At 70.3% G+C, this 19,573-nt stretch carries 22 protein-coding genes and 1 tRNA gene; 5 read left to right on the forward strand and 18 right to left on the reverse strand.

Going from position 1 to position 19,573, the window contains the following annotated elements:
* Positions 1 to 20 precede the first annotated feature (20 nt).
* Complete coding sequence (locus LGI35_RS20485; protein WP_227295259.1) at positions 21 to 1,523, reverse strand: MFS transporter; 1,503 nt, start codon at positions 1,521 to 1,523, stop codon at positions 21 to 23.
* Positions 1,524 to 1,676: 153 nt separating this feature from the next.
* Here LGI35_RS20485 and LGI35_RS20490 point away from each other — a divergent pair, with 153 nt between their 5' ends.
* Positions 1,677 to 2,672 carry a helix-turn-helix transcriptional regulator gene (locus LGI35_RS20490; protein ID WP_227295260.1) on the forward strand — a complete coding sequence of 332 codons (996 nt, stop codon included), beginning with the start codon at positions 1,677 to 1,679 and terminating at the stop codon, positions 2,670 to 2,672.
* 54 nt (positions 2,673 to 2,726) lie between these two features.
* Here the strand turns inward: LGI35_RS20490 and LGI35_RS20495 are convergent, their stop codons facing one another.
* Positions 2,727 to 3,731, reverse strand: coding sequence for a sigma-70 family RNA polymerase sigma factor (locus tag LGI35_RS20495; RefSeq protein WP_116512489.1), 1,005 nt, complete (start codon positions 3,729 to 3,731; stop codon positions 2,727 to 2,729).
* A gap of 154 nt (positions 3,732 to 3,885) precedes the next feature.
* Between LGI35_RS20495 and LGI35_RS20500 the strand changes: the two genes are divergently transcribed.
* Positions 3,886 to 4,458, forward strand: coding sequence for a GNAT family N-acetyltransferase (locus LGI35_RS20500; RefSeq protein WP_376224582.1), 573 nt, complete (start codon positions 3,886 to 3,888; stop codon positions 4,456 to 4,458).
* Between the two features lie 58 nt (positions 4,459 to 4,516).
* On the opposite strand, the gene LGI35_RS20505 is transcribed toward LGI35_RS20500, so the two are convergent.
* Entirely contained in the window at positions 4,517 to 5,278 is a 762-nt protein-coding gene (locus tag LGI35_RS20505; protein ID WP_227300398.1) for a dioxygenase family protein, read from the reverse strand.
* Positions 5,279 to 5,394: 116 nt separating this feature from the next.
* Between LGI35_RS20505 and LGI35_RS20510 the strand changes: the two genes are divergently transcribed.
* Complete coding sequence (locus LGI35_RS20510) at positions 5,395 to 5,898, forward strand: MarR family winged helix-turn-helix transcriptional regulator (protein WP_227295263.1); 504 nt, start codon at positions 5,395 to 5,397, stop codon at positions 5,896 to 5,898.
* Between the two features lie 21 nt (positions 5,899 to 5,919).
* Here the strand turns inward: LGI35_RS20510 and LGI35_RS20515 are convergent, their stop codons facing one another.
* Together LGI35_RS20515 and LGI35_RS20520 are read right to left on the reverse strand one after the other, a co-directional pair.
* Positions 5,920 to 7,404 carry an MFS transporter gene (locus tag LGI35_RS20515; protein WP_227295265.1) on the reverse strand — a complete coding sequence of 495 codons (1,485 nt, stop codon included), beginning with the start codon at positions 7,402 to 7,404 and terminating at the stop codon, positions 5,920 to 5,922.
* A 154-nt stretch (positions 7,405 to 7,558) separates the two neighbouring features.
* A complete protein-coding gene (locus tag LGI35_RS20520) occupies positions 7,559 to 8,230 on the reverse strand; it encodes a TetR/AcrR family transcriptional regulator (protein ID WP_376567990.1) in 672 nt (223 codons plus the stop codon).
* A 264-nt stretch (positions 8,231 to 8,494) separates the two neighbouring features.
* Between LGI35_RS20520 and LGI35_RS20525 the strand changes: the two genes are divergently transcribed.
* Positions 8,495 to 9,772: a M6 family metalloprotease domain-containing protein gene (locus tag LGI35_RS20525; RefSeq protein WP_227300402.1), complete on the forward strand. Its 1,278-nt coding sequence runs from the start codon at positions 8,495 to 8,497 to the stop codon at positions 9,770 to 9,772.
* Positions 9,773 to 10,112: 340 nt separating this feature from the next.
* On the opposite strand, the gene LGI35_RS20530 is transcribed toward LGI35_RS20525, so the two are convergent.
* Complete coding sequence (locus LGI35_RS20530; RefSeq protein ID WP_227295266.1) at positions 10,113 to 11,834, reverse strand: class I adenylate-forming enzyme family protein; 1,722 nt, start codon at positions 11,832 to 11,834, stop codon at positions 10,113 to 10,115.
* Positions 11,835 to 12,110: 276 nt separating this feature from the next.
* On the opposite strand from LGI35_RS20530, the gene LGI35_RS20535 reads away from it, so the two are divergent.
* Positions 12,111 to 12,183, forward strand: a tRNA-Arg gene (locus LGI35_RS20535).
* A gap of 90 nt (positions 12,184 to 12,273) precedes the next feature.
* On the opposite strand, the gene LGI35_RS20540 is transcribed toward LGI35_RS20535, so the two are convergent.
* The 12 genes from LGI35_RS20540 to LGI35_RS20595 form a co-directional block, all read right to left on the reverse strand.
* Positions 12,274 to 13,398 carry a tyrosine-type recombinase/integrase gene (locus tag LGI35_RS20540; RefSeq protein ID WP_227295268.1) on the reverse strand — a complete coding sequence of 375 codons (1,125 nt, stop codon included), beginning with the start codon at positions 13,396 to 13,398 and terminating at the stop codon, positions 12,274 to 12,276.
* A complete protein-coding gene (locus LGI35_RS20545) occupies positions 13,398 to 13,607 on the reverse strand; it encodes a helix-turn-helix domain-containing protein (protein WP_227295270.1) in 210 nt (69 codons plus the stop codon). Before LGI35_RS20545 ends, LGI35_RS20540 begins: the two co-directional genes overlap by 1 nt.
* Positions 13,608 to 13,609: 2 nt before the next feature.
* A complete protein-coding gene (gene repSA / locus LGI35_RS20550) occupies positions 13,610 to 14,983 on the reverse strand; it encodes a replication initiator protein RepSA (protein ID WP_227295271.1) in 1,374 nt (457 codons plus the stop codon).
* Positions 14,976 to 15,164: a hypothetical protein gene (locus LGI35_RS20555; protein WP_227295272.1), complete on the reverse strand. Its 189-nt coding sequence runs from the start codon at positions 15,162 to 15,164 to the stop codon at positions 14,976 to 14,978. The genes repSA and LGI35_RS20555 overlap by 8 nt, the downstream gene beginning before the upstream one ends.
* 88 nt (positions 15,165 to 15,252) lie before the next feature.
* Positions 15,253 to 15,567 carry a SpdD-like protein gene (locus tag LGI35_RS20560; RefSeq protein ID WP_227300404.1) on the reverse strand — a complete coding sequence of 105 codons (315 nt, stop codon included), beginning with the start codon at positions 15,565 to 15,567 and terminating at the stop codon, positions 15,253 to 15,255.
* Positions 15,568 to 15,596: 29 nt separating this feature from the next.
* Positions 15,597 to 15,752, reverse strand: a complete 156-nt coding sequence (locus tag LGI35_RS20565; RefSeq protein WP_227295273.1) for a hypothetical protein — start codon at positions 15,750 to 15,752, stop codon at positions 15,597 to 15,599.
* A 10-nt stretch (positions 15,753 to 15,762) separates the two neighbouring features.
* The gene (locus LGI35_RS20570) at positions 15,763 to 15,954 is read right to left on the reverse strand and encodes a mobile element transfer protein (RefSeq protein WP_227295275.1); all 192 of its coding nucleotides are present in this window, start codon (positions 15,952 to 15,954) and stop codon (positions 15,763 to 15,765) included.
* A gap of 18 nt (positions 15,955 to 15,972) precedes the next feature.
* Complete coding sequence (locus LGI35_RS20575) at positions 15,973 to 16,650, reverse strand: DUF2637 domain-containing protein (protein ID WP_227295276.1); 678 nt, start codon at positions 16,648 to 16,650, stop codon at positions 15,973 to 15,975.
* A gap of 3 nt (positions 16,651 to 16,653) precedes the next feature.
* On the reverse strand, positions 16,654 to 16,839 hold the full coding sequence (locus LGI35_RS20580; protein ID WP_227295277.1) for a hypothetical protein: 186 nt from the start codon (positions 16,837 to 16,839) through the stop codon (positions 16,654 to 16,656).
* 79 nt (positions 16,840 to 16,918) lie between these two features.
* Entirely contained in the window at positions 16,919 to 18,286 is a 1,368-nt protein-coding gene (locus LGI35_RS20585; RefSeq protein WP_227295278.1) for an FtsK/SpoIIIE domain-containing protein, read from the reverse strand.
* Positions 18,287 to 18,288: 2 nt separating this feature from the next.
* Entirely contained in the window at positions 18,289 to 18,645 is a 357-nt protein-coding gene (locus tag LGI35_RS20590) for an SCO3933 family regulatory protein (protein ID WP_227295279.1), read from the reverse strand.
* A 139-nt stretch (positions 18,646 to 18,784) separates the two neighbouring features.
* Positions 18,785 to 19,564 carry a GntR family transcriptional regulator gene (locus tag LGI35_RS20595; protein WP_227295280.1) on the reverse strand — a complete coding sequence of 260 codons (780 nt, stop codon included), beginning with the start codon at positions 19,562 to 19,564 and terminating at the stop codon, positions 18,785 to 18,787.
* Positions 19,565 to 19,573: the final 9 nt, after the last annotated feature.

Below are 19,573 nucleotides of genomic sequence, written 5' to 3' on the forward strand. Positions count from 1 at the left end.
CCTGGTGAATCCCGCGGGAACTAGACCAGTTCCGGCGCCTTCTCGACCGGTCCGGCCTCCGGGTCCGCGTCCTGCGCGCCCCCTTCGACATGCTGCGCGGGCCGTCCCGGCAGCGCGAACATCAGCAGGAAGATCACGGCGAGCACGCCGACGACGTACCAGAGCGAGTTGCGGAACGCGTCGGTGAACGCCTGCCCGACCTCGGCCGGCGCGAGGTGGTCGCCGATCGTCCCGAAGAACACCACGGCGACGAGGCCGAGCCCGAGCGCCGTACCCATCTGCTGCGTGGTGTTGATCAGCCCGGACGCGGAACCGGCGTGCTCGCGCGGCACGTCGGAGAGCACCGCGTCGGTCAGCGGGGCGACGATGAGGCCCATGCCGACGCCCATCACGACGAGCGGCAGCGCCATCTGCCAGGACGTGATCCCGGCGCCGTAGCGCCCGGCCTCCCAGATGTAGATCAGCAGTCCGGCGATCATCGCCAGCGCGCCGGTCTGGAGCACCTTGCGCCCGAACCGCGGCACGAGCTTCTGCACGGACATCCCGGCCGCCGCCGACACGGCGATGGAGAACGGCACCCCGGTCAGGCCCGCGTGGAGCGGCGTCCACCCGAGGCCGACCTGCATGTACATCGTCCACACCAGGAAGAACACGCCGAGCGCGACACCGAAGACGACCTGCACGGCGATACCGGCCGCGAAGCTCTTCACCTTGAACAGGGACAGCTCGACCAGCGGCGAACCGTCGCGCCGCGCCTTGTACTTCTCGTACGCGACGAGCGCGCCGAAGACGAGGACGCTGGCCGCCATCACCACGTAACCCCACACGGGCCAGCCCAGCTCGCGGCCGCGCGTCAGCGGGTAGAGCAGCATCAGCAGGCCGAGCGTGACCAGGACGACGCCGACGAGGTCGAGCTTGAGGGCGCGGGGTGCCTTGGACTCGCTGATGAACTTGCGGCCGAGGAGCAGTCCGGCGATGCCGACCGGCAGGTTGATCAGGAAGATCGGGCGCCATTCGAGTCCGAACAGGTTCCACTCGGTGAGCAGCGCGCCGAGCAGCGGGCCCGAGACCGCGCCCAGGCCGACGATCATGCCGAAGAGGCCGAAGACCTTGCCGCGCTCCTCGGCGGGGAACGTGGCGTGGACGATCGACAGGACCTGCGGCACCATCATCGCGGCCATGCCGCCCTGGAGGATGCGCGAGGCGACCAGCATCTCGGGGTTCGCGGCGAAGCCGCAGAGCGCCGAGGCGAGCGTGAAGCCGGCGATCCCTATCAGGAAGAGCCGCTTGCGGCCGTAGATGTCGCCGAGCCGCCCGCCGGTGATCAGGCCGGCGGCGAACGCGAGCGCGTACCCGGCGGTGATCCACTGGATCTGGCTGAAGGTGGCGCCCGAGTCCAGCTGGATCGACGGGATCGCGACATTGACGATCGTGACGTCGACCAGGTCCATGAAGGCGGCGGTCATCACGATGGCCAGGGCGAACCAGCGTCGCCTGTCGGGGGTGGTCACGGGTGAAGTCATACGGGGAGACTAGGAGGCATGTAGGTCACACCGTGTCCTACATGGCGCGCACCCTGGAATCTCCCGATAACGAATGCGCCGCGAAAGCCACGAGCGAGGGCGCCGCGAGCGGGACGGACACGATGACGGGACGCGAACGAGAGGGGACGCACCATGACCACCGACACCCCGGCACGGCTCCTTCAACTGCTCTCCCTGCTCCAGACCCCGCGCGAATGGCCCGGCGGCGAGCTCGCCGCGCGCCTGAGCGTGTCCCGGCGCACGGTGCGCCGGGACGTGGACCGGCTGCGTGATCTCGGCTACCCCGTGCAGGCGTCGATGGGCGCGGAGGGCGGCTACCGCCTGGTCGCGGGGAAGGCACTGCCCCCGCTGGTCCTGGACGACGAGGAGGCGGTGGCCATCGCGGTCGGCCTGCGGGCCGGGGCGGGGCATGCCGTCGAGGGCGTGGAGGAGGCGTCCGTACGGGCCCTCGCCAAGCTGGAGCAGGTGCTGCCCTCGCGCCTGCGGCACCGGGTCTCCACGCTCCAGGCCGCCACGATGCCGCTGACCGGCGGGGACGGCGCGTCCATCGCCACGGAGACGCTCACGGTGCTCGCTTCGGCGACGGCGGGGCAGGAGCGGCTGCGGTTCCGCTACCGCTCGGGCGACGGCACGGAGTCACGCCGTCTGACGGAGCCGTACCGGATGGTGTCGACGGGGCGGCGCTGGTATCTGGTGGCGTACGACATCGACCGGGACGACTGGCGCACCTTCCGCGTGGACCGGGTCGAGGAGCCGTTCGCCACGGGCGCGCGGTTCGCGCCGCGGGAGCTGCCGACGGGGGACGCGGCGGAGTATCTGCGGAGGTCCATGTCGGGGCGCGGCCGGCCCTCGTACGACATCGACGTGACGTTCGAAGCGCCGGCGGACTTCGTGGTGGCGCGGCTGCCCTCGGCGCTGGGCGCGCCCGAGGCGCGGCCCGACGGGACCTGCCGGCTGCGCGCGACGGCGACCGACTCCGTGGAGTGGCTGGCGCTGCGGCTCGCGCTGGTGGACTGCGAGTTCACGGTGCACGGGCCCGATGAACTGGCGGACTATCTCAGAGAGTTGAGCAGCCGTCTGGCCCGCGCCACGGACGGGCCGGTCATATCCGGCCCGTCCGGCGCTTGAGGATCTGCTCGAAGGCGCGTGGCGCGGGGGTCCGGGGGCAGCGCCCCCGGAACCTCACGCGGCGGCATCGAACCCGGTGTCCCGAGCCAGCTTCTTCAGCTCGAGAAGAGCGTGCTTCTCGATCTGCCGGATCCGCTCGCGGGTCAGCCCGTGCTCCTTGCCGACCTCCGTGAGCGTGCGCTCACGGCCGTCGTCGATCCCGTACCGCATCTTGATGATGGACGCCGTGCGCTGGTCGAGGCGTCCGATGAGGTCGTCCAGCTCCTCGCTGCGCAGCAGCGTGAGGACGGACTGCTCGGGCGACACGGCCGACGTGTCCTCCAGGAGGTCGCCGAACTGGGTCTCGCCCTCGTCGTCCACCGGCATGTTCAGCGAGACCGGGTCGCGGGCCCAGTCCAGGACGTCGACGACGCGCTCGGGCTTGGACTCGAGCTCGGCGGCGATCTCCTCGGGCTCGGGGTCCCGCCCGTTCTTCCGGTTGAACTCGCGCTGCACGCGCCGGATACGGCCCAGCTCCTCCACCAGGTGGACGGGGAGCCGGATGGTGCGCGACTGGTCGGCTATCGAGCGCGTGATGGCCTGCCGGATCCACCACGTCGCGTACGTGGAGAACTTGAAGCCCTTGCGGTAGTCGAACTTCTCGACCGCGCGCACCAGGCCCGCGTTCCCCTCCTGGATGAGGTCGAGGAGCGGAAGACCGCTCCTCGGGTAACGGCGCGCGACGGCCACGACCAGGCGCAGATTGGACTTGATGAAGACGTCCTTGGCCCGCTCACCCGCGGCGACGAGCGCTTCGAGCTCCTCGCGGGACGCCTTGCCCGCGGCTTCGCTCTCCGCCTCGCCGTCGAGGATCTGCCGGGCGTACACGCCCGCCTCGATGGTCTGGGAAAGTTCGACTTCCTTGGCGGCGTCCAGCAGCGGTGTACGCGCGATCTCGTCGAGGTACATGCCGACCAGGTCGCGGTCGGCGATCTCGCCGCCTACGGCGCGAACACTGCGTGCGCCGTCGGTCTCGCCGGAGACGGCGGACTTACGACGGGCGACGGCACGGGTTGCCATGCGTGCTCCCTTGCGATGGTGGGCGGGGGCCTGCGGTGGACAGGTCCTGTGGTCCTGTGGTGCCCGGCACACCCTCCCGGGTGCCCTGCATCCGATGGAAACAACGACTGGAATCCGGACAGAATTCCCAAGCGGACCATCGATTTTCGTGATCATGCAGTACCCTGTGCCGCCACCGGCCGGACACAGGGAGGTCCACAGCGTGACGGAGTCCACAGAAGTGCTGGTCAGGCCAGGCGGCGAAGCGGATCTCGACGCTCTCACCGACCTCTACAACCACTATGTGCGTGAGACGCCGATCACCTTTGACACGACCGTCTTCACCCCGCAGGAGCGCCGTCCCTGGCTGCTCTCCCACCTTGAAGACGGCCGGCACCTGCTGCTGGTTGCCCAGGAACGCGATTCCGGCCGCATCCTCGGCTACGCGACCTCGGGCCCCTTCCGCGCGAAGGCGGCGTACGACACCTCGGTGGAGGTCAGCGTCTACTGCGCGCCCGACGCGGGCCGCCGCGGCATCGGCACCCAGCTCTACAAGGCGCTCTTCGAGGCGCTCGCGGGCGAGGACGTCCACCGCGCGTACGCGGGCATCACCCAGCCGAACGACGCCTCGGTCCGCCTGCACACCCGATTCGGCTTCACCTACGTCGGCACGTACCGCGAGGTCGGCCGCAAGTTCGACCGCTACTGGGACGTGGCCTGGTACGAGAAGCCGCTGAACGGGAGCTGAGCGACGCGGCCGAGTGCGCCCGCCCCCTCCCTCCGCCCATTGGGGGCCCGGCCACTCGCTACCCGAACTGCACGGACCTCTTCGCCAGCCCCATCCAGAACCCGTCGATCACGCTCCGCTGCGCGTCCAGCTCGCCGGCCCGGTCCGCCGCCCCCATCGTCACGAACAGCGGCGCGAAGTGTTCGGTCCGGGGGTGCGCCAGCGCACCCGCCGGGGACTTGTGGGTGAAGTCGAGCAGACCGTCCACGTCGCCGCTCTCCAGGGCGCGGTGCCCCCAGTCGTCGAACTCCGCCGACCAGGCCGGGATGCCGCCCTGCCGCAGCGCGGCGAGGTTGTGCGTGAAGAAGCCCGAGCCGACGATCAGGACCCCCTCGTCACGCAGCGGCGCGAGCTTGCGCCCGATGTCCATCAGCTTCTGCGGGTCGAGCGTCGGCATGGAGATCTGCAGGACCGGGATGTCGGCTCCGGGGTACATCTCGACGAGCGGGACGTACGCGCCGTGGTCGAGGCCGCGGTCCGGGATGTCCTGGACCGGGGTGCCGGGCCCACGCAGCAGCTTCCGTACGGAATCGGCCAGTTCGGGGGCGCCGGGGGCCCCGTACCGCACCTGGTAGTAGTGCTCGGGGAAGCCCCAGAAGTCGTAGACGAGCGGCACGGTCTCGGTGGCGCCGAGGGCGAGCGGGGCCTCCTCCCAGTGCGCGGAGACCATCAGGATCGCCCTGGGGCGCGGCAGTTCGGCCGACCACGCGGCGAGCTGGCCGGTCCACAGGTCGTCGTCGGCGAGCGGCGGCGCGCCGTGGCTGAGATAGAGGGCGGGCATACGCATGGCGACACTCCTGGATGACGTGACCCTGGATTACTTGAAGTCTCAAGCTATGCCAACAGAGTAGCTCCGGGTTGTTTAATCTTCAAGAAGGAGGTACGTACAGTGGACCCATGACGACGGGACCCACCCAAGCCCCTCGCTGGCTCTCGGACGAGGAACAGTGCACCTGGCAGGCGTATCTCCATGCGACCACGCTGCTGGAGGACCACCTCGACCGCCAACTCCAGCGGGACGCGGGCATGCCGCACATCTACTACGGGCTGCTCGTCCAGCTCTCCGAGGCGCCGCGCCGGCGTCTGCGCATGACCGAGCTGGCCATGAACGCGAAGATCACCCGCTCTCGCCTCTCCCACGCCGTCGCGCGCCTGGAGAAGAACGGCTGGGTGCGCCGCGAGGACTGCCCCTCCGACAAGCGCGGCCAGCTGGCGTGCCTCACGGACGAGGGGCACGAGGTCCTGACGCGGACGGCGCCGGGTCATGTCACCGCCGTCCGGCAGGCGCTCTTCGACCGACTCTCCCCGGAACAGCAGAAGTCCCTCGGCGAGATCATGAGGATCGTCGCCGAGGGACTTCAGCCGAAGGAGGCGGGGGCGGATCTCCCCTGGCTCCGGTAGTGCCCCGGGTCTTCTACGGGGTCAGTGCGCGATCACCGGGATCTGCACCTCGTCCTGCGCGTCCTCCGTGGAGCCGGAGGCCTTCGGGGCGGCACTGCCCGGGACACCCGTGTTGATGAGGGTGAGGGCGATCGTCGCCGCCACGGCCAGGATGCCGACGGCCCACCAGATGGCGTGGGTGTAGCCGTTCACCATGGCCTGCGCCTGGAGGAGCTTGGCGTTGGTGGCGCCGGCCGCGTGCGCGGCGACGTAGGCGGTGGTCGCCGACGCGGCGATCGTGTTCAGCAGGGCCGTACCGATGGCGCCACCGACCTGCTGCGAGGTGTTGACCATCGCGGAGGCGACACCGGCGTCACGCGGCTCGACACCGTGCGTGGCCAGGGACATGGCGGGCATGAACGCCGTACCCATGCCGAGGCCGAGCAGCAGCTGCGCCGGCAGGATCAGGAACGGGTACGAGGAGTCGATCTCCAGCTGCGTCAGGAGCAGCATGCCGAGCGCCGCGACCAGGAAGCCGGGGCCCATGAGCAGCCGCGGGGGGACCCGCGTCATGAGCCGGGCGCCGATCTGCGTGGAGCCCGTGATCATGCCGACGATCATCGGCAGGAACGCGAAGCCGGTGGTCACCGGCGAGTAGCCGCGGACGACCTGGAGGTAGTACGTCAGGAAGAGGAACAGGCCGAACATCGAGATGACGGCGAGACCGAGCGACATGTAGACGCCGCCGCGGTTGCGGTCGAGCAGGACGCGCAGCGGCAGCAGCGGCGAGCGGACCTTGGACTCGGTGAAGACGAACCCGAGCAGCAGCACGGCGGAGGCCACGAACAGGCCGACCGTCACGGCGTCGGACCAGCCGTTGGACTCGGCGCGCGTGAAGCCGTACACCAGGGAGACCAGGCCGAGGGTCGACAGGACGACGCCCGGGATGTCGAGCGACGAGCGGTTACGGGAACCGGCCGGCTCACGGATGACGAAGTAGGCACCCGCGGCCGCGATGATCGCGAACGGGATGTTCACGAAGAACGTCCAGCGCCAGTCCAGGTACTCGGTGAGGAAGCCGCCGAGGATCAGGCCGACGGCGCCACCGCCACCGGCGATCGCACCGTAGATGCCGAACGCCTTGGCGCGCTCCTTGGCGTCGGTGAACATCACCGCGAGCAGGGAGAGCGCGGCGGGCGCGAGCAGCGCGCCGAACACGCCCTGGAGGGCGCGGGCGCCGAGCATCATGGCCTCGCCCTGGGCCGCGCCGCCGAGCGCGGACGCGAAGGCGAAGCCGAGCAGGCCGGTGACGAAGGTCCGCTTACGGCCCCACATGTCGGCGATGCGGCCGCCGAACAGGAGCAGTCCGCCGAAGGCGAGCGCGTAGGCCGTGATGACCCACTGCTTGTTTCCGTCGGAGATGCCGAGGTCCTGCTGGGCCCACGGCAGCGCGATGTTCACGATGGTCGCGTCGAGCACGACCATCAGCTGGGCGAGCGCGATGAAGACGAGCGCCTTCCAGCGCATGGGGTCTGCCTGGGGCAGATCTATTTTTGGCAAGGGGGTAGCCACTACGGCACTCCAAGTCTCAAATAAGCGTGAAATATCGGGCGTTACAGAAGCTGCTGAGGATGCTGGTGGGCTCCGCCGACGAGCCGGCGACGGCGGGGCGCGGGGTGGATCAGGCCTGCCGGAGGTCCTCCAGAGTCGCGGGCGCACCCGGAAGCTCCGAGCGGGCCGGTGCCATCAGGCCGTCGAGGAACAGCTGCAGATGACGGTGGACGAAGCGGTCGATGTCCAGGCAGGCGATGCCGGGCAGCGGACGGGTGAGCTGGGAGAGGGCGACCATCAGATCTCCGACGGCGATGTCGGTGCGCAGCCGGCCGGCCGCGCGGGCCCGCTCCATGAGGCCCTCGGTGCCGGCCTCGAGCCGGTCGCGGGCGGCCAGCAGATCGGGGTGGTCCTTGTCGAAGCCGGCCGTGAGCATCGGGCACAGGGCGCCGATCCGCTCGTCGGCGGCCGCGTGCACGAACGTCCGCAGGGCGCCGAAGGAGGCGTCCGGGTCGGCGTCCGCGACGGCGAGCGCCCGTTCGGCGTGTTCGGTGACGCTGTCCATGACGGACAGGACGACGTGCCGGAGCAGGTCGGCGCGGTCCGCGAAGTGCCGGTAGACCGTGGCGTTGCCGACTCCCGCGCGGCGGGCGATCTCGTCGATCGGCACCTCGGCCCCGAACTCGACGACCATCTCGCGAGCGGCGGCGACGATCCGCTCCCTGTTGCGCAGGGCGTCGGCACGCGGCTTGGGCACGCGCTTCCCCGTCGCGGGTGCGGTGGTGGTGGCTGCGGCGCTCACGATTCTGGCTCCTTCCGGCGGACGTTGCGGTCATTCTCCGTTGCCCGCTCGTTCCGGGGAGTGAGTCCCCGTTTCGTGCGGACGTAGGGCTAAACGGGGAAGGCCTCCCCGGTTATTTCCCGGCATTCGTGTGACCTGAGTCACGTCTTCGAGAAACCCACGATCGGCGCACCCAGCGAGCGGCCCGGCACACCCCGTCACAGGGTGATCGAAGGACGCAGCCCGTTCCCGGAGCTGCCGGGGACCGAGGGCGAGGCGATCTCATTGCGGCACCGCATACGCAGGGCCCGGCGCAGCGCGGGGCTCGCGGGGCTCACCGCCGTGGCCCTCGCCGTCACCACCTCTGCGAGTACGGGCCGCTTCATGGAACAGTCACCGTCCCCGTCCGGTTCGGGCTCCACGTCCCGGTCCCGGCCGGCCGCGCTGAACCCCTGCATGATCGAGGGGGCGATGGGTGTACAGATGTCGGAAGGCGTGCCCACACAGTCGGGTTACGCCCGCTCCACGGGCACCGTCCACGCCCTGAACCTCATGGTCGACTTCCCCGACGCCCACGGTGAGGGCACCGCGCTCGACCGCCTCGGCGAGTTCTTCCCGCAGACCCGGGACTGGTTCCGCACCGCGTCGTACGGGAAGCTCGACTACCGCCCGGAGGCGCCGATCCGGCACTGGCTGCGCATGCCGAAGACGTTCGCCGCGTACGGGATAGAACGGGGCGCGCCCTTCGACCCCGGCTACCGCGACCTCATCGACGACATAGTGGCCAAGGCCGACCCGGACGTGGACTTCCGCGACTACGACCTGATCAACATCCTGGTCACCCCGAACGCCGGCCCCTCGGCCCTGGACACGGTGCTGTCCGTGACGTTCGCCGGCAACCACGACGCGCCGGTCGCCGACGGCGTCCCGATCGCCAACGCGTCGTTCGTCTACAGCCGCCAGGACGACGGCTCGGGCTCGTACTCCGAGACCGGATACCGCGTACTCCCCCACGAGAACGGCCACACGTTCGGCCTGCCCGACCTCTACACCCAGGACGGCGGCGGCGCCGTCGGGCACTGGGACATCATGAGCGAGGACTGGGGGGCCGACAACGACCTCCTCGGCTGGCACAAGTGGAAGCTCGGCTGGCTCGGGGACGACCAGATCAGCTGCGCGTCGGCGCACGGCACGAGCGAGCACGTCCTCACCCCGCTCGGCCGCCGGGGCGGCCTGAAGCTCACCTTCGTACCGCTCACCGCCAAGACCGGGTACGCGATCGAGGTCCGCACGCGCGCGGGCAACGACGAGGCGGTGTGCCGGCCCGGCGTCCTCATCTACCGGGTCGACGCCGGAGTCGACACCGGCCACGGCCCGGTCACCGTCGAGGACGCCACCCAGGACAGCGGCGGCTGCACCCGCAGTCCGAACGTCCACGCGGAACTCTCCGACGCCGCTTTCACCCCCGGCGAGACCTTCAAGGACCCCAGGACAGGGGTGAAGATCAAGGTCGTGGCGGCGGACCTGAAGGGGGACTACCGGGTGCTGGTCACGCGGAAGTGACGCAGCCTGGGCCAGGGGGACCACGGGGTACCGGTCACGCACACACGACCTGACCCAAACCAGGGAGACCACAGAAGGCTGGTCACCCGCACACGACCTGCCTCAAACAAGGGGACCACCGGGTGCCGGTCACGCGGAAGCGACGCAGCCCGGGCCAGGGGGACCACCGGGCGCCGGTCACGCGGAAGCGACGCAGCCCGGGCCAGGGGGACCACGGGGTGCCGGTCACGCACACACGGCCTGACCCACACCAGGGAGACCACAGAAAGCTGGTCACCCGCACACGACCTGCCTCAAACCAGGGGATCACCGGGTGCAGGTCACGCGGAGGCGACCTGGCCTAGGCGGAGGCAGTGGGCGCACCCGGCGCCGGGCGGACGGCCTCGCCCACCGGCCCGCGCAGCTCCCGCTTCAGGAGCTTGCCCGTGGCGTTGCGCGGGAGCGGGGCGTCCCGCAGGAGCACGTGCGCCGGGACCTTGAACGCCGCGAGCGACTTGGCGACGTGCGCCCTGACCGCGTCGGCGTCCAGCTCCGACCCGGGCCGTACCTGCACGACCGCGGCGACCTCCTCGCCGAGCACGGGGTGCGGCACGCCGAGCACCGCCGCGTCGAGGACGTCCGGATGGTCGTGCAGGACGGCCTCCACCTCCACGCAGTACACGTTCTCGCCACCCCGGATCACCATGTCCTTGATCCGGTCGACCACGCTGACCCGCCCGTCCCGCAGCGTCGCCAGATCCCCGGTCCTGAACCAGCCGCCCGGCGCGAAGGCCGCGGCTGTCGCCGCCTCGTCGCGCCAGTAACCGCGTATCACCGACTGCCCGCGCAGCCACAGCTCCCCCACCTCGCCGTCGGCGACAGCCTCGCCGCCGGGCCCGGCGACCCGCACCTCCACGGCCGGCGCGGGCCTGCCCACGCTCTCCGGGTGGGCCCGGTACTCCGCACCGAAGTTGGCGGTGACCCCGCCGAGCGTCTCCGTCAGGCCATATCCGTTACGGGGCTCCACCCGCTCCCCGAACCGGGCGGTGAGGCGGGCCACCAGGTCGGGCGGCGCGGCGGCGCCGCCGGTGTTGAACATGGTGAGCGTCGGCATCTCGTCGCCCGCGGCCTCGGCGGCCTCCAGCAGTTGCAGCGCGGTCGCGGGCACACCGCCGTAGTTGGTGATCCCGTGCTCCCGGATCGCCTGGAGCGCCTTGGCCGCGTCCCACTTGCGCAGCAGGACGAGCGTGCCGCCCGCCGCCATCGCCGCGTAGAACCCGGTGAACGCGGCGACATGGAAGAAAGGGAAGGTGAGCAGGGCGACGGGCGTGGGCCCCTGCCCGGGAATCTGCCCACGCCGCAGAGCCGAAAGGGCCGCGAAATAACGGGGGTTGGCGATGGCGCCGACATGTGCGCGGTGCGTGGCGACAGCTCCCTTGGGCCGCCCGGTGGTCCCGGAGGTGTAGATGATGGTGGCGTCGTCGTCGGGCCGGACGTCGACGTCGGGCGGCCCGAGCGCGGGATCGGCGACGGGCAGGTCCTCGTACCGCTCGGCCCGGGCGCCGGGGAGGTCGCCGTCGTGATGGAAGACGAGGGTCCAAGGCCGCGCCTCCCCCTCCCTCCCGGCCAGCCACGGCTGGACGCGCTCCAGCCGCTCGCCGTCGACGAGCAGCACGCCCGGCTCGCAGTCGTCGAGGGCGTACGTGAACTCGCCGGCGGTCCACCAGGCATTCAGCGGAACGGCTACCAGGCCCGCCAACTGGGCGGCCCAGAAGGCGATCTGCCACTCGGGGTGGTTGCGCATGGCGACCACGGCACGGTCGCCGGGCCGCAGCCCGTACACGTCCACGAAGCGGCGGGCGAGCGCGGACGCCTCGGCGAAGAACTCCCCGTAGGTGAGCCGCCCGCTCGCGGCGATCAGGAAGGGCGTGTCCCCGTAGGCCCAGGTCGTCTCGACGAACTCACGCAGGGTCCGCGGCCCGTCGGCGTACTCGGGCCCACCGCTCTCGCCGCGCACGACGGCGAAGGGTGCGCCGGGTGCGGTGAGCAGGTCGACAGCGGGGTCGGCGGGTTGCGGCTCCATGGACAAGGCCCCTTCCAACTGGCCGGACACGATCTTCAGGCGTTCACGATCCACAGGCGTTAGGCGTTAGGCGTTAGGCGTTAGGCGTTAGGCGTTAGGCGTTAGGCGTTACGGACGCTACGTCGCCGGTGGCGCGTGTCACAGGGGGATCCCCAAGATCTCCGCGAGACCTCCGGCGCCGACCACCTCGACCCGCCCCGGATCCGGCCTCGGCCCGGACCGCGAAACACGAGCGAGCCCCGACGATCGCATCCGCTACCCTGTCAGTGGTCGCACGCCTTCGTAGCTCAGGGGATAGAGCACCGCTCTCCTAAAGCGGGTGTCGCAGGTTCGAATCCTGCCGGGGGCACCGACAGAAGGGCCAGTTCGGAGGCTTGATCCTCTCGAACTGGCCCTTCGTCATGATCGCGGCCGTGCCACACACGTGCCACAACGTGCGCTACGAGTCCGTGTCACCTCGTGCCTTACGGATCATCGATCCGAGCCGGTCGGCGATCTCCCGATCACGTCCGCTGACCATGTGCTGATAGATCAGCGCGGCGCGCGAGGTGCTGTGGCCCATCCTCGTCATGAGCTCCCGCAGGCTCGCCCCGGAGGCGGCGAGATTGTTCCCTGTGTGCCGAAGGTCATGGAAGTGGACGTCTGCGGTGATCTTGGCTTTCTTCCGAGCCTTGATCCAGTCGTCACGGAAGTTGCTCCGCCGCAGCTGACCGCCTTGAGGGCCGAGGAAGACATGACCATCACGGCCAGGCCCAGCGAAGTGGACGAGGTGTCGTTCCACGTCCACTCGCAGTTCGCTCGGGTAGGCGACCGGGCGGACGCCAGCGGCGGACTTGGGCGCCTTGTCGAACAGGGCCCCGGTCTGCATCTCCGCCTGCGAGCGACGGACCATGAGCGCACCGTTTGCCGTGTCGATATCCCGGGTCCGCAAGGCGGCCAGCTCGCCGAAGCGCAGCCCCGTGAACGCGGCGAGCAGGACGAGCAGGCGGTAACGCGGGGCCATCGCGTCCGCGAGGGCATACACCTCGGACACGCTGAGAATGGGCCGCTCGGGGACGTCGTAGCGGTCGGCTCCCTTGATGCGGCACGGGTTCCGCCGGATCAGCTCGTCATCCACCGCCGTATTAAGGATCGCGCGCATGATCTGGTACGCCTTCACCACGGTGGGCTCCCCCACGATGGCGAGCCGACCGGTGCGCCAGGCCCGAATCTGAGCCGTCGTGATCGAGGAGACCGGACGAGCCCCGAAGGTGGGGAGGATGTGGAGCCGGACCACCGACTCGTGACGCTCTCGGGTGCGGTCGGCGAGTGTGCGGTCCTTGAGCCAAGCCGCGGCATAGGGCCCGAAGAGCACCTTGCCCGCATCCGGGTCGGACCACTGTCCGCGCGTGATGTCCGCCTCGATGTGCGTCAGCGCTACCTCGGCGTCCCTCTTGGTCGCGTAGGTCTCGTCTGCACTGCGGAGCTGTCCCGTGCCAGGGTCGCGGAAGCGGGCCTGCCAGCGGCCGGACTTGAGCTGACGGACAGCGCCGAAGCGGCGGCGCTTGCCCTGGTTGTTCGCCATCAGGCAACCCTCCTCAGTGCCGCAGGACGCACAGCGATCGGCTGAACGGTGCGCTCAGCGACGAACTCGGATACGGCCGTCTCGGGTATGCGAACGTGCCGCCCGACCTTCACGAAGGTGATCCGACGCTCCTCGATCAGGCGTCGAGGGAAGCGGACACCCGTGCCCAGCAGTTCGGCGACCTGTTGCACGGTGAGCAAGCGGTCCATGGTCACCACTTCCCTTCATGAGCAGACTCGGCACGTGCTTCGCGAGCGGTCTCGCGGTTGAGTTGAAGGCCGCGGGCGATGGTGGCGGCGAGGGCTGATTCGCCGGGGGTGTGGCCATGGCCGGCGTATTGCCAGTCGGCCAGGACGAGGACGGTGTCCGGTTCGAAGTCGGGCGTGCCGAGCGCTTCGCGTTCTTGGGCGGCGCGGAAGTCGGCGCGGGCCTGGCGGAGTTCGCCGAGGGTGGTCGAGTAGCGGCGGGACTTGGAGGAAAAGTGGCCCCGGAAGCCGAGCATGTGAGCCCAGGCCCACAGGCGGCGGTCCGGGTAGAGCGGGTCGAGGTACTTGCAGGCTTCGATCAGGCGGCGGGTGTGGTCGGGGACCTGGTGGCGGTCGAGCTCGGAGAGTTCGCCGATGCGGCGGTCCAGGGTGCCGGTGTTCTCGGCGGCTTTGGTGGCGTACTTCGCGACGTAGGAGGCGACCGCCTGCTCGGTGATGTCGGAGCCGTCACCGAAGGCTTTGACGGGGCGTACGTCGAGCTGCTTGCCCCAGCGGAAGGTGCGGGCCGGTTGGTCGGCGGCGGCCGGGACGGACACCGATGTGTAGCTGTGCGAGGCAGCTGCGTGGATCGCGTCGGTGAGGAGCGTGACCGTGGCCCAGGACGGCGGCGTCGTCTCGGGTCCTTCCGGGCCGTCGATGCGGATCACCGCGTGGAAGTGCAGGGCGCCGCGTTTTTGGAACTCGGCGACCTTGCCGTACGAGAGCCGGGCCGACTCCTTCAGCTCTCGTTGGGAAAGGCCGGCGCGGGCGGCGATCTCGCGGCGTAGGCGGGTCGTGAAGCGCATCCACAGGTCGCCCGCGTGGTTGTTGAAGAGGACGGCGGCGGCGTAGTCGTACGTCGTCGGATCGAGAGCCGTGCCCAGCGCCGAGACGTCTGCGACGTGGCGAGTGCCGCAGCGGCAGACGCCTCGGTCGGGGCGGTTGTGGACCGGGCCGAAGGACGGGGCGGTGAGAGTGGCGAAGACGCGGGGGTGGTCGCGGACCGTGGAGGGGATGTCGCGGTTGTCGTCTCCGGCGAGGCCTGCGCGGATGAGGTGGTAGGTGTCGCCCGCGTAGGTCCAGGCGCAGGAGGGGCAGCGGGAGGCGCGGCGGTTGCCGCAGGCGAGGCGGAGGCGGCCGCCGGGTTCGGTTTCGGTGGAGTAGTGGTGCAGGGTCTCGCCGGTGGTCTTGTCCTTGGTGAGGGTCCAGCCGGTGAGGTGGATGGGGTCGGAGCAGCCGCCGGTGCGGCGGATCTGGTCCTGCCAGCGGTCGAAGTCGGAGGCCGAGGCCACCCTCAGCAGGTCGCCGAGGGTGGTCGGGTCGAGCAGCGTGTCAGGCACGGGCGCCCTCCTGTGCGGTGCGGTTACGGCGGACAAGGCCGGTGCCGTCGCAGGCCGTGCAGTGGGCGGTGATGGTGCGCAGGTGGCCGTGCCGGTCGCGGCCGCCGAGGGTGACGGCGGCGGAGGCGAAGCCGTCGCAGGATGCGCAGATCCGGGACGGAGGGCGGGTGCGGTGAGTCATGCTGGCGGTTCCTTCCGGTTCTTGGATCGGTGGGGGCACGGCGCCCGGGCGGTGGATGCTTGGCGGTATCAGGCCGCCCGGGGGCCGGTCAGCGGCGTTTGGTGCCGCTGTTCATGAGCGAGCGGATGACGAGCGCGGTGATGGCGGTCGATCCGGCGGTGATGGCGACCGCGAGGAGCATCGAGACCAGGACTGCGCCCAGGACGAGGACGACGGTCGTGCCGCCGACGACGAGGGTGATCAGGCCGCCGGACGTGAGCTGAATCGTGGGGCGGTTCGAGGCCGGCGCGACGGTCGGCGTGGGCGTCGGGGCGGCCGGGGTGATGGTGGTCGGTTCGATGACGGCGGGCGGGGTGACTTGGCCGCTCGGGGCGGGCATGGTCGGGACCTTGGGGCGCAGCAGCATCGGAGCGTTCTCCCTTCGGTGAGCGGTTACTTGACGGCGGTGTCGATGGCCGGGGCTAGGAGGCTGTCGGCGAGGAGGTAGCCGCCGAGAAGCAGCAGGGCGACGAGCCACCAGGGCGGGCGGATGAGCTTGATGCCGACCACGCCCACGCAGGCGACGAAGAACCAGAGCGGTACGTCCATGGCGATCTCCTCAGCGGACCTTGCAGCGGTGGGTGCGGGCGGCGAGCTGGGCGGCGGACTGGCTGGAGTAGTCCGAGGACCAGCCGCAGCGGTCGGCGGTGCACACGGCGGCGTGCTTGGTGTGGCCGTGGCGGTCGCGGTGGGTGCCGATCTGAACCGGGCCGATCTGCATCACCGAGTGGAAGTGGTCGTGAGCGGGCACGGTGGTTCTCCCTTCAGATCAGGTGAGTTGGGCGGCGATGGCGTCGGCCAGCTGGGGCGGGACACCGAGGCGGGAACGCAGGGTGTCGGTGTCGATTGCGCTACCGGTACGGATCTGGTGGTCGTCGGCGACCTTGCGGGCGTGGGCGACGAGGGCGGCCGGGACGGCGGGGGCGGGATCCGCGGGATCGACGGCGGCCGGTAGGGCCGGGGCTTCCTCGCGGGCCCGGGTCTCGACGGCCTCCGGGGTGGGAGGTGTCGGCTCCTGGATCTCGGGTTCGGGGTGCGGGGCGGCCGTGGGTGCCGGCGGAACTGGCGCGGTCGGTGTCGAAGCGGTGGTGTGGGCGAGGAGCGTGCCGCCGAGGAAGGCGATCGCGGGCCATCCAGCGACTCCGATCCGGAGCCAGGCGGGCGGGTGCTGGATGTCGAGCAGTCCGGCTGTGGCGACGTTGGCGCCGAGCGAGGCGAACAGCGCGACGGCGAACCAGCACCAGGCGAGCCGGGAGCGGCGGTCGGCACGGAGTCGGCGCCAGGCGGCGACCAGGAGCAGGTCGACGCTGACCGGGTAGGCCCATGCCTTCCAGCCGTCTTGTCCGGCAGCGGCGGCCAGGTCGTGGAGGTGGGCGAAGGAGAGGGCTCCGGCAATGACGGCCTGGACGAGGACGGCGTCCGGGCGGAGCACGGTGCGGGCCGCCATGGGTCAGTCCTCCGTGGGGTCGTCGGCGTCGCGGTACGGCATGGGCGGCAGGACCCCGATCGGGAGGGACAGGGCGAGCGCGGGGGCGAGGACCTGGACGAACGCGGCGTCGGTCTCGTAGCGCCGCTCGTAGAGGTCCAGCGCGCCGAGGAGGGCGGCGGTGCGGGCGAAGTCCTCGTTGGCGTCCATGGGTTGGCCTCCTGATTTCGGCATGGGCGGGGTAGGGAGCTGGCGCGGGGCGGTCGCACCGACCGTGGAGCGGAGGGGGTCAGGCCGTGACCGGGGCGGCCTTGGTGAGTGGCACGGTGGCCGGGGAGGACGCGGCGACGGCAGGCCGGAAGGCGGCGAGCGCGGGAAGGTCCGGGGCGCGGTCGGCGTGGGCGTTGCAGAGGTTCACGGCGTCACGCAGCGAGGTGTGCGGGGCGCGGATGCGGGCCCAGCCGCCGGTCGAGTCACCGGCGACGGCGATGCCGGGGGTGTCGGGTGAGATCTGAATGGCGGAGATCACGGCGTCCGGCGAGATGTCGCCGAAGGCCATGTTGGCGCTGGTCTCATCGTTGACGCGGTGGGCGGTACGACCGGTGAGCTGGGCGCGGAGCATCGTGATGCCCTTGCCGAGTTCGGAGCCGAAGCGCTGACCGCAGATCTCCAGGTAGATGCCGGCCGCGCGGCCGAGCTGGGCGAGACGGACCAGGGCAGTGATGATGCGGTCGCGGCGCTTCTCCTCGTCCTTGCTGGCGAAGAGGGCGAGTTCGGCAACCTCGTCGACCAAGACGACGACCGGGGTCGGGCGCAGGTCGGCGGGCAGGTCCCAGATGTCGGCAGCGATCTCCGCGTCCGGGACGGCGACGCTGACGCGCTGTTCAGCGCGTATGAGCTGGTAGACGTCGGCCATGTGGGACACGAGAGCTTCGAGGAGATCGAGCGCGGTGTCCGGGTTGTCGGCCAGCGCCGAGAAACGGCGGGCGAGCGGGAAGAGCTCGACTCCCTGTTTACAGTCGATGCCGACCAGAGCGACGTCGAGCGGGGCGAGGCCGCAGACGAGGTTGCGCTGGTAGACGGACTTGCCGGACTCGGTGGCGCCGAGGGTCAGGCCGTGCGGAACGGCGCGGTAGTCGCGGTAGTGGATCGCTCCGTCCTCGCGCAGGGCGACCGGGACGCGGAGCGGTGACGTGCTTCCGGAGGTCTTGGGGGCGGGCATCTGGACCCGTTGGAGAACGTCGTAGCCGGTCATGCGCAACTCGACGACACCGGAGCGCAGTTCACGGGAGCTGACGCCGTACATCCCGAACGAGTGGCGCAGTCGGTCGGTGGCGGCGGAGAAGTCGAAGGCGTCCTGGCCGGGGCGGAGCCTGAGTCGTAAGACGAGGCCGGTCCGGGTCGGGCGCAGGCGCAGAATGCGCGGCGAACGCGACTCCGGAACGGTCCGGTTGGCTATCCGGGCGAGTGCGAGGCGCCAGCGCGAGGGCGGGACCGTGAGTCCGCAGGCCTCCATCACCGAGGTGTAGCGGACCAGGAGCCGCACTGAGGCGAGTACGGCGCCGAAGCAGAGCCAGTACCAGGCGGGGCGCCGCCACCGCAGAAGACCTGCGGCGACGGCCACCACCACGAGCACGATGACGATGAACTCGCCCATGATCAGGCCGCCTTGGCCTTGGCCGCGCCAGCAACGAGCGAGGTGACGGCGACGGCGCGAAAGGCGATGCCGTGCCGCTTCTGACCGTTGAACTCGTTCTCCCACGGCCGGGCGATCAGCCCGGTGAGCGCGACCGGGGTGCCCATGGCCAGCTCGTCGGAGACGCCGGTCTCGGGAACGGTGACGGACAGGATCTCCACCTCGTCGTTGGCCGCGAACATCACGTCCACGGTCATCAACTTGCCGCCGGTCTCGGCGTCCAGGGCGATCTCACCGGTCCGGCGGTCCTTGATCTTGGTCTGCGGGGTCTTGGCGACCATGACGGTGGCGGTGGAGGTGTCGACGGGGATCTGACGCACAGCGGATCACTCCTATATAGAGGCTGGACTCCGTCACTCATGTACATGAGTGACATGAAGAAGAGTGCATCACTCCTATACATGAGTCAACCCGCCGCGACAGATAAGTCACGGCGGGCTGTGAGGAGTTGAGCGCGCGTCAGTCGGCTGCGGGGATCCGGTACTCGAAAACGAACTGGTCAGCGGCCATGAGGGTGTCGCACACCTCGACCACGCGACCTTCGGTCGTACGGGCCTCACGGATCAGGTGAACCACTGGCGCACCGGGGCTAAGCGCCAGTTCGGATGCCTCCGCCTTGGAGGCCGGCCGCGCTTGCAGTGTCTCGACGAACTCGGCGAACTCGTGCCCGTGGTCTTCGAGTCGGGCGTAGATGCCGCCACCGCCGGGGTTCTCGGCGAACAGCTCGGGGATGTCCTTCACGACGTCCCACGGAAGGTAGGAGGAAGCCGTTTCGACCGGAGTGCCGTTGCGGAAGTAGAGGCGCCGACGCGCGAGGACCTGAGTGCCGGCCGAAACACCGAGGCGCTCGGCCGCATCCTCCGGGGCCTCCATGGGCCCGATATAGAGAACGCTGACCTTTGCTGTTGCGCCGGACTGCGCGGACTCGGCGAGGTAGGCAGCCTTGCCGCCCTGGCGGTGCGATCGGCGGAAGCGATCCGAGGAGCGATGCCGCACCGGCGGTCGGTCCTTCACGATCGAGCCCTTGCCGTGTCGGGTCTCCACGAGCCCGCTGGCCCGCACCTCGACCATGGCCTTACGGATCGTGCCGCCCGATACCCCATAGCGATCGACCAGCTCCGACTCACTCGGCACCATCTCTCCGGGCTTGAGGACACCGCCCCTGATCTGCTGAACGATGTCGTCAGCGATCTGCACGTACCGAGGTACGGCCCTCCCCTCTCCTGCTGCAGTTCCCATAGTCCTTCT

It is taken from the genome of Streptomyces longhuiensis, from assembly GCF_020616555.1.
GTDB lineage: Bacteria > Actinomycetota > Actinomycetes > Streptomycetales > Streptomycetaceae > Streptomyces > Streptomyces longhuiensis.

What these genes read in the sequence shown, in the direction of transcription:
- LGI35_RS20495 (WP_116512489.1), bottom strand. Translation starts at nt 3,731, where the DNA reads ATGGCAACCCGTGCCGTCGCCCGTCGTAAGTCCGCCGTCTCCGGCGAG.
- LGI35_RS20530 (WP_227295266.1), bottom strand. Translation starts at nt 11,834, where the DNA reads ATGGAGCCGCAACCCGCCGACCCCGCTGTCGACCTGCTCACCGCACCC.
- LGI35_RS20575 (WP_227295276.1), bottom strand. Translation starts at nt 16,650, where the DNA reads ATGGCGGCCCGCACCGTGCTCCGCCCGGACGCCGTCCTCGTCCAGGCC.
- LGI35_RS20555 (WP_227295272.1), bottom strand. Translation starts at nt 15,164, where the DNA reads ATGACTCACCGCACCCGCCCTCCGTCCCGGATCTGCGCATCCTGCGAC.
- LGI35_RS20595 (WP_227295280.1), bottom strand. Translation starts at nt 19,564, where the DNA reads ATGGGAACTGCAGCAGGAGAGGGGAGGGCCGTACCTCGGTACGTGCAG.
- LGI35_RS20500 (WP_376224582.1), top strand. Translation starts at nt 3,886, where the DNA reads ATGCAGTACCCTGTGCCGCCACCGGCCGGACACAGGGAGGTCCACAGC.
- LGI35_RS20510 (WP_227295263.1), top strand. Translation starts at nt 5,395, where the DNA reads ATGACGACGGGACCCACCCAAGCCCCTCGCTGGCTCTCGGACGAGGAA.
- LGI35_RS20505 (WP_227300398.1), bottom strand. Translation starts at nt 5,278, where the DNA reads ATGCCCGCCCTCTATCTCAGCCACGGCGCGCCGCCGCTCGCCGACGAC.
- LGI35_RS20490 (WP_227295260.1), top strand. Translation starts at nt 1,677, where the DNA reads ATGACCACCGACACCCCGGCACGGCTCCTTCAACTGCTCTCCCTGCTC.
- LGI35_RS20540 (WP_227295268.1), bottom strand. Translation starts at nt 13,398, where the DNA reads ATGGCGAACAACCAGGGCAAGCGCCGCCGCTTCGGCGCTGTCCGTCAG.
- LGI35_RS20485 (WP_227295259.1), bottom strand. Translation starts at nt 1,523, where the DNA reads ATGACTTCACCCGTGACCACCCCCGACAGGCGACGCTGGTTCGCCCTG.
- LGI35_RS20515 (WP_227295265.1), bottom strand. Translation starts at nt 7,404, where the DNA reads ATGCGCTGGAAGGCGCTCGTCTTCATCGCGCTCGCCCAGCTGATGGTC.
- LGI35_RS20580 (WP_227295277.1), bottom strand. Translation starts at nt 16,839, where the DNA reads ATGGACGCCAACGAGGACTTCGCCCGCACCGCCGCCCTCCTCGGCGCG.
- LGI35_RS20565 (WP_227295273.1), bottom strand. Translation starts at nt 15,752, where the DNA reads ATGGACGTACCGCTCTGGTTCTTCGTCGCCTGCGTGGGCGTGGTCGGC.
- LGI35_RS20545 (WP_227295270.1), bottom strand. Translation starts at nt 13,607, where the DNA reads ATGGACCGCTTGCTCACCGTGCAACAGGTCGCCGAACTGCTGGGCACG.
- LGI35_RS20585 (WP_227295278.1), bottom strand. Translation starts at nt 18,286, where the DNA reads ATGGGCGAGTTCATCGTCATCGTGCTCGTGGTGGTGGCCGTCGCCGCA.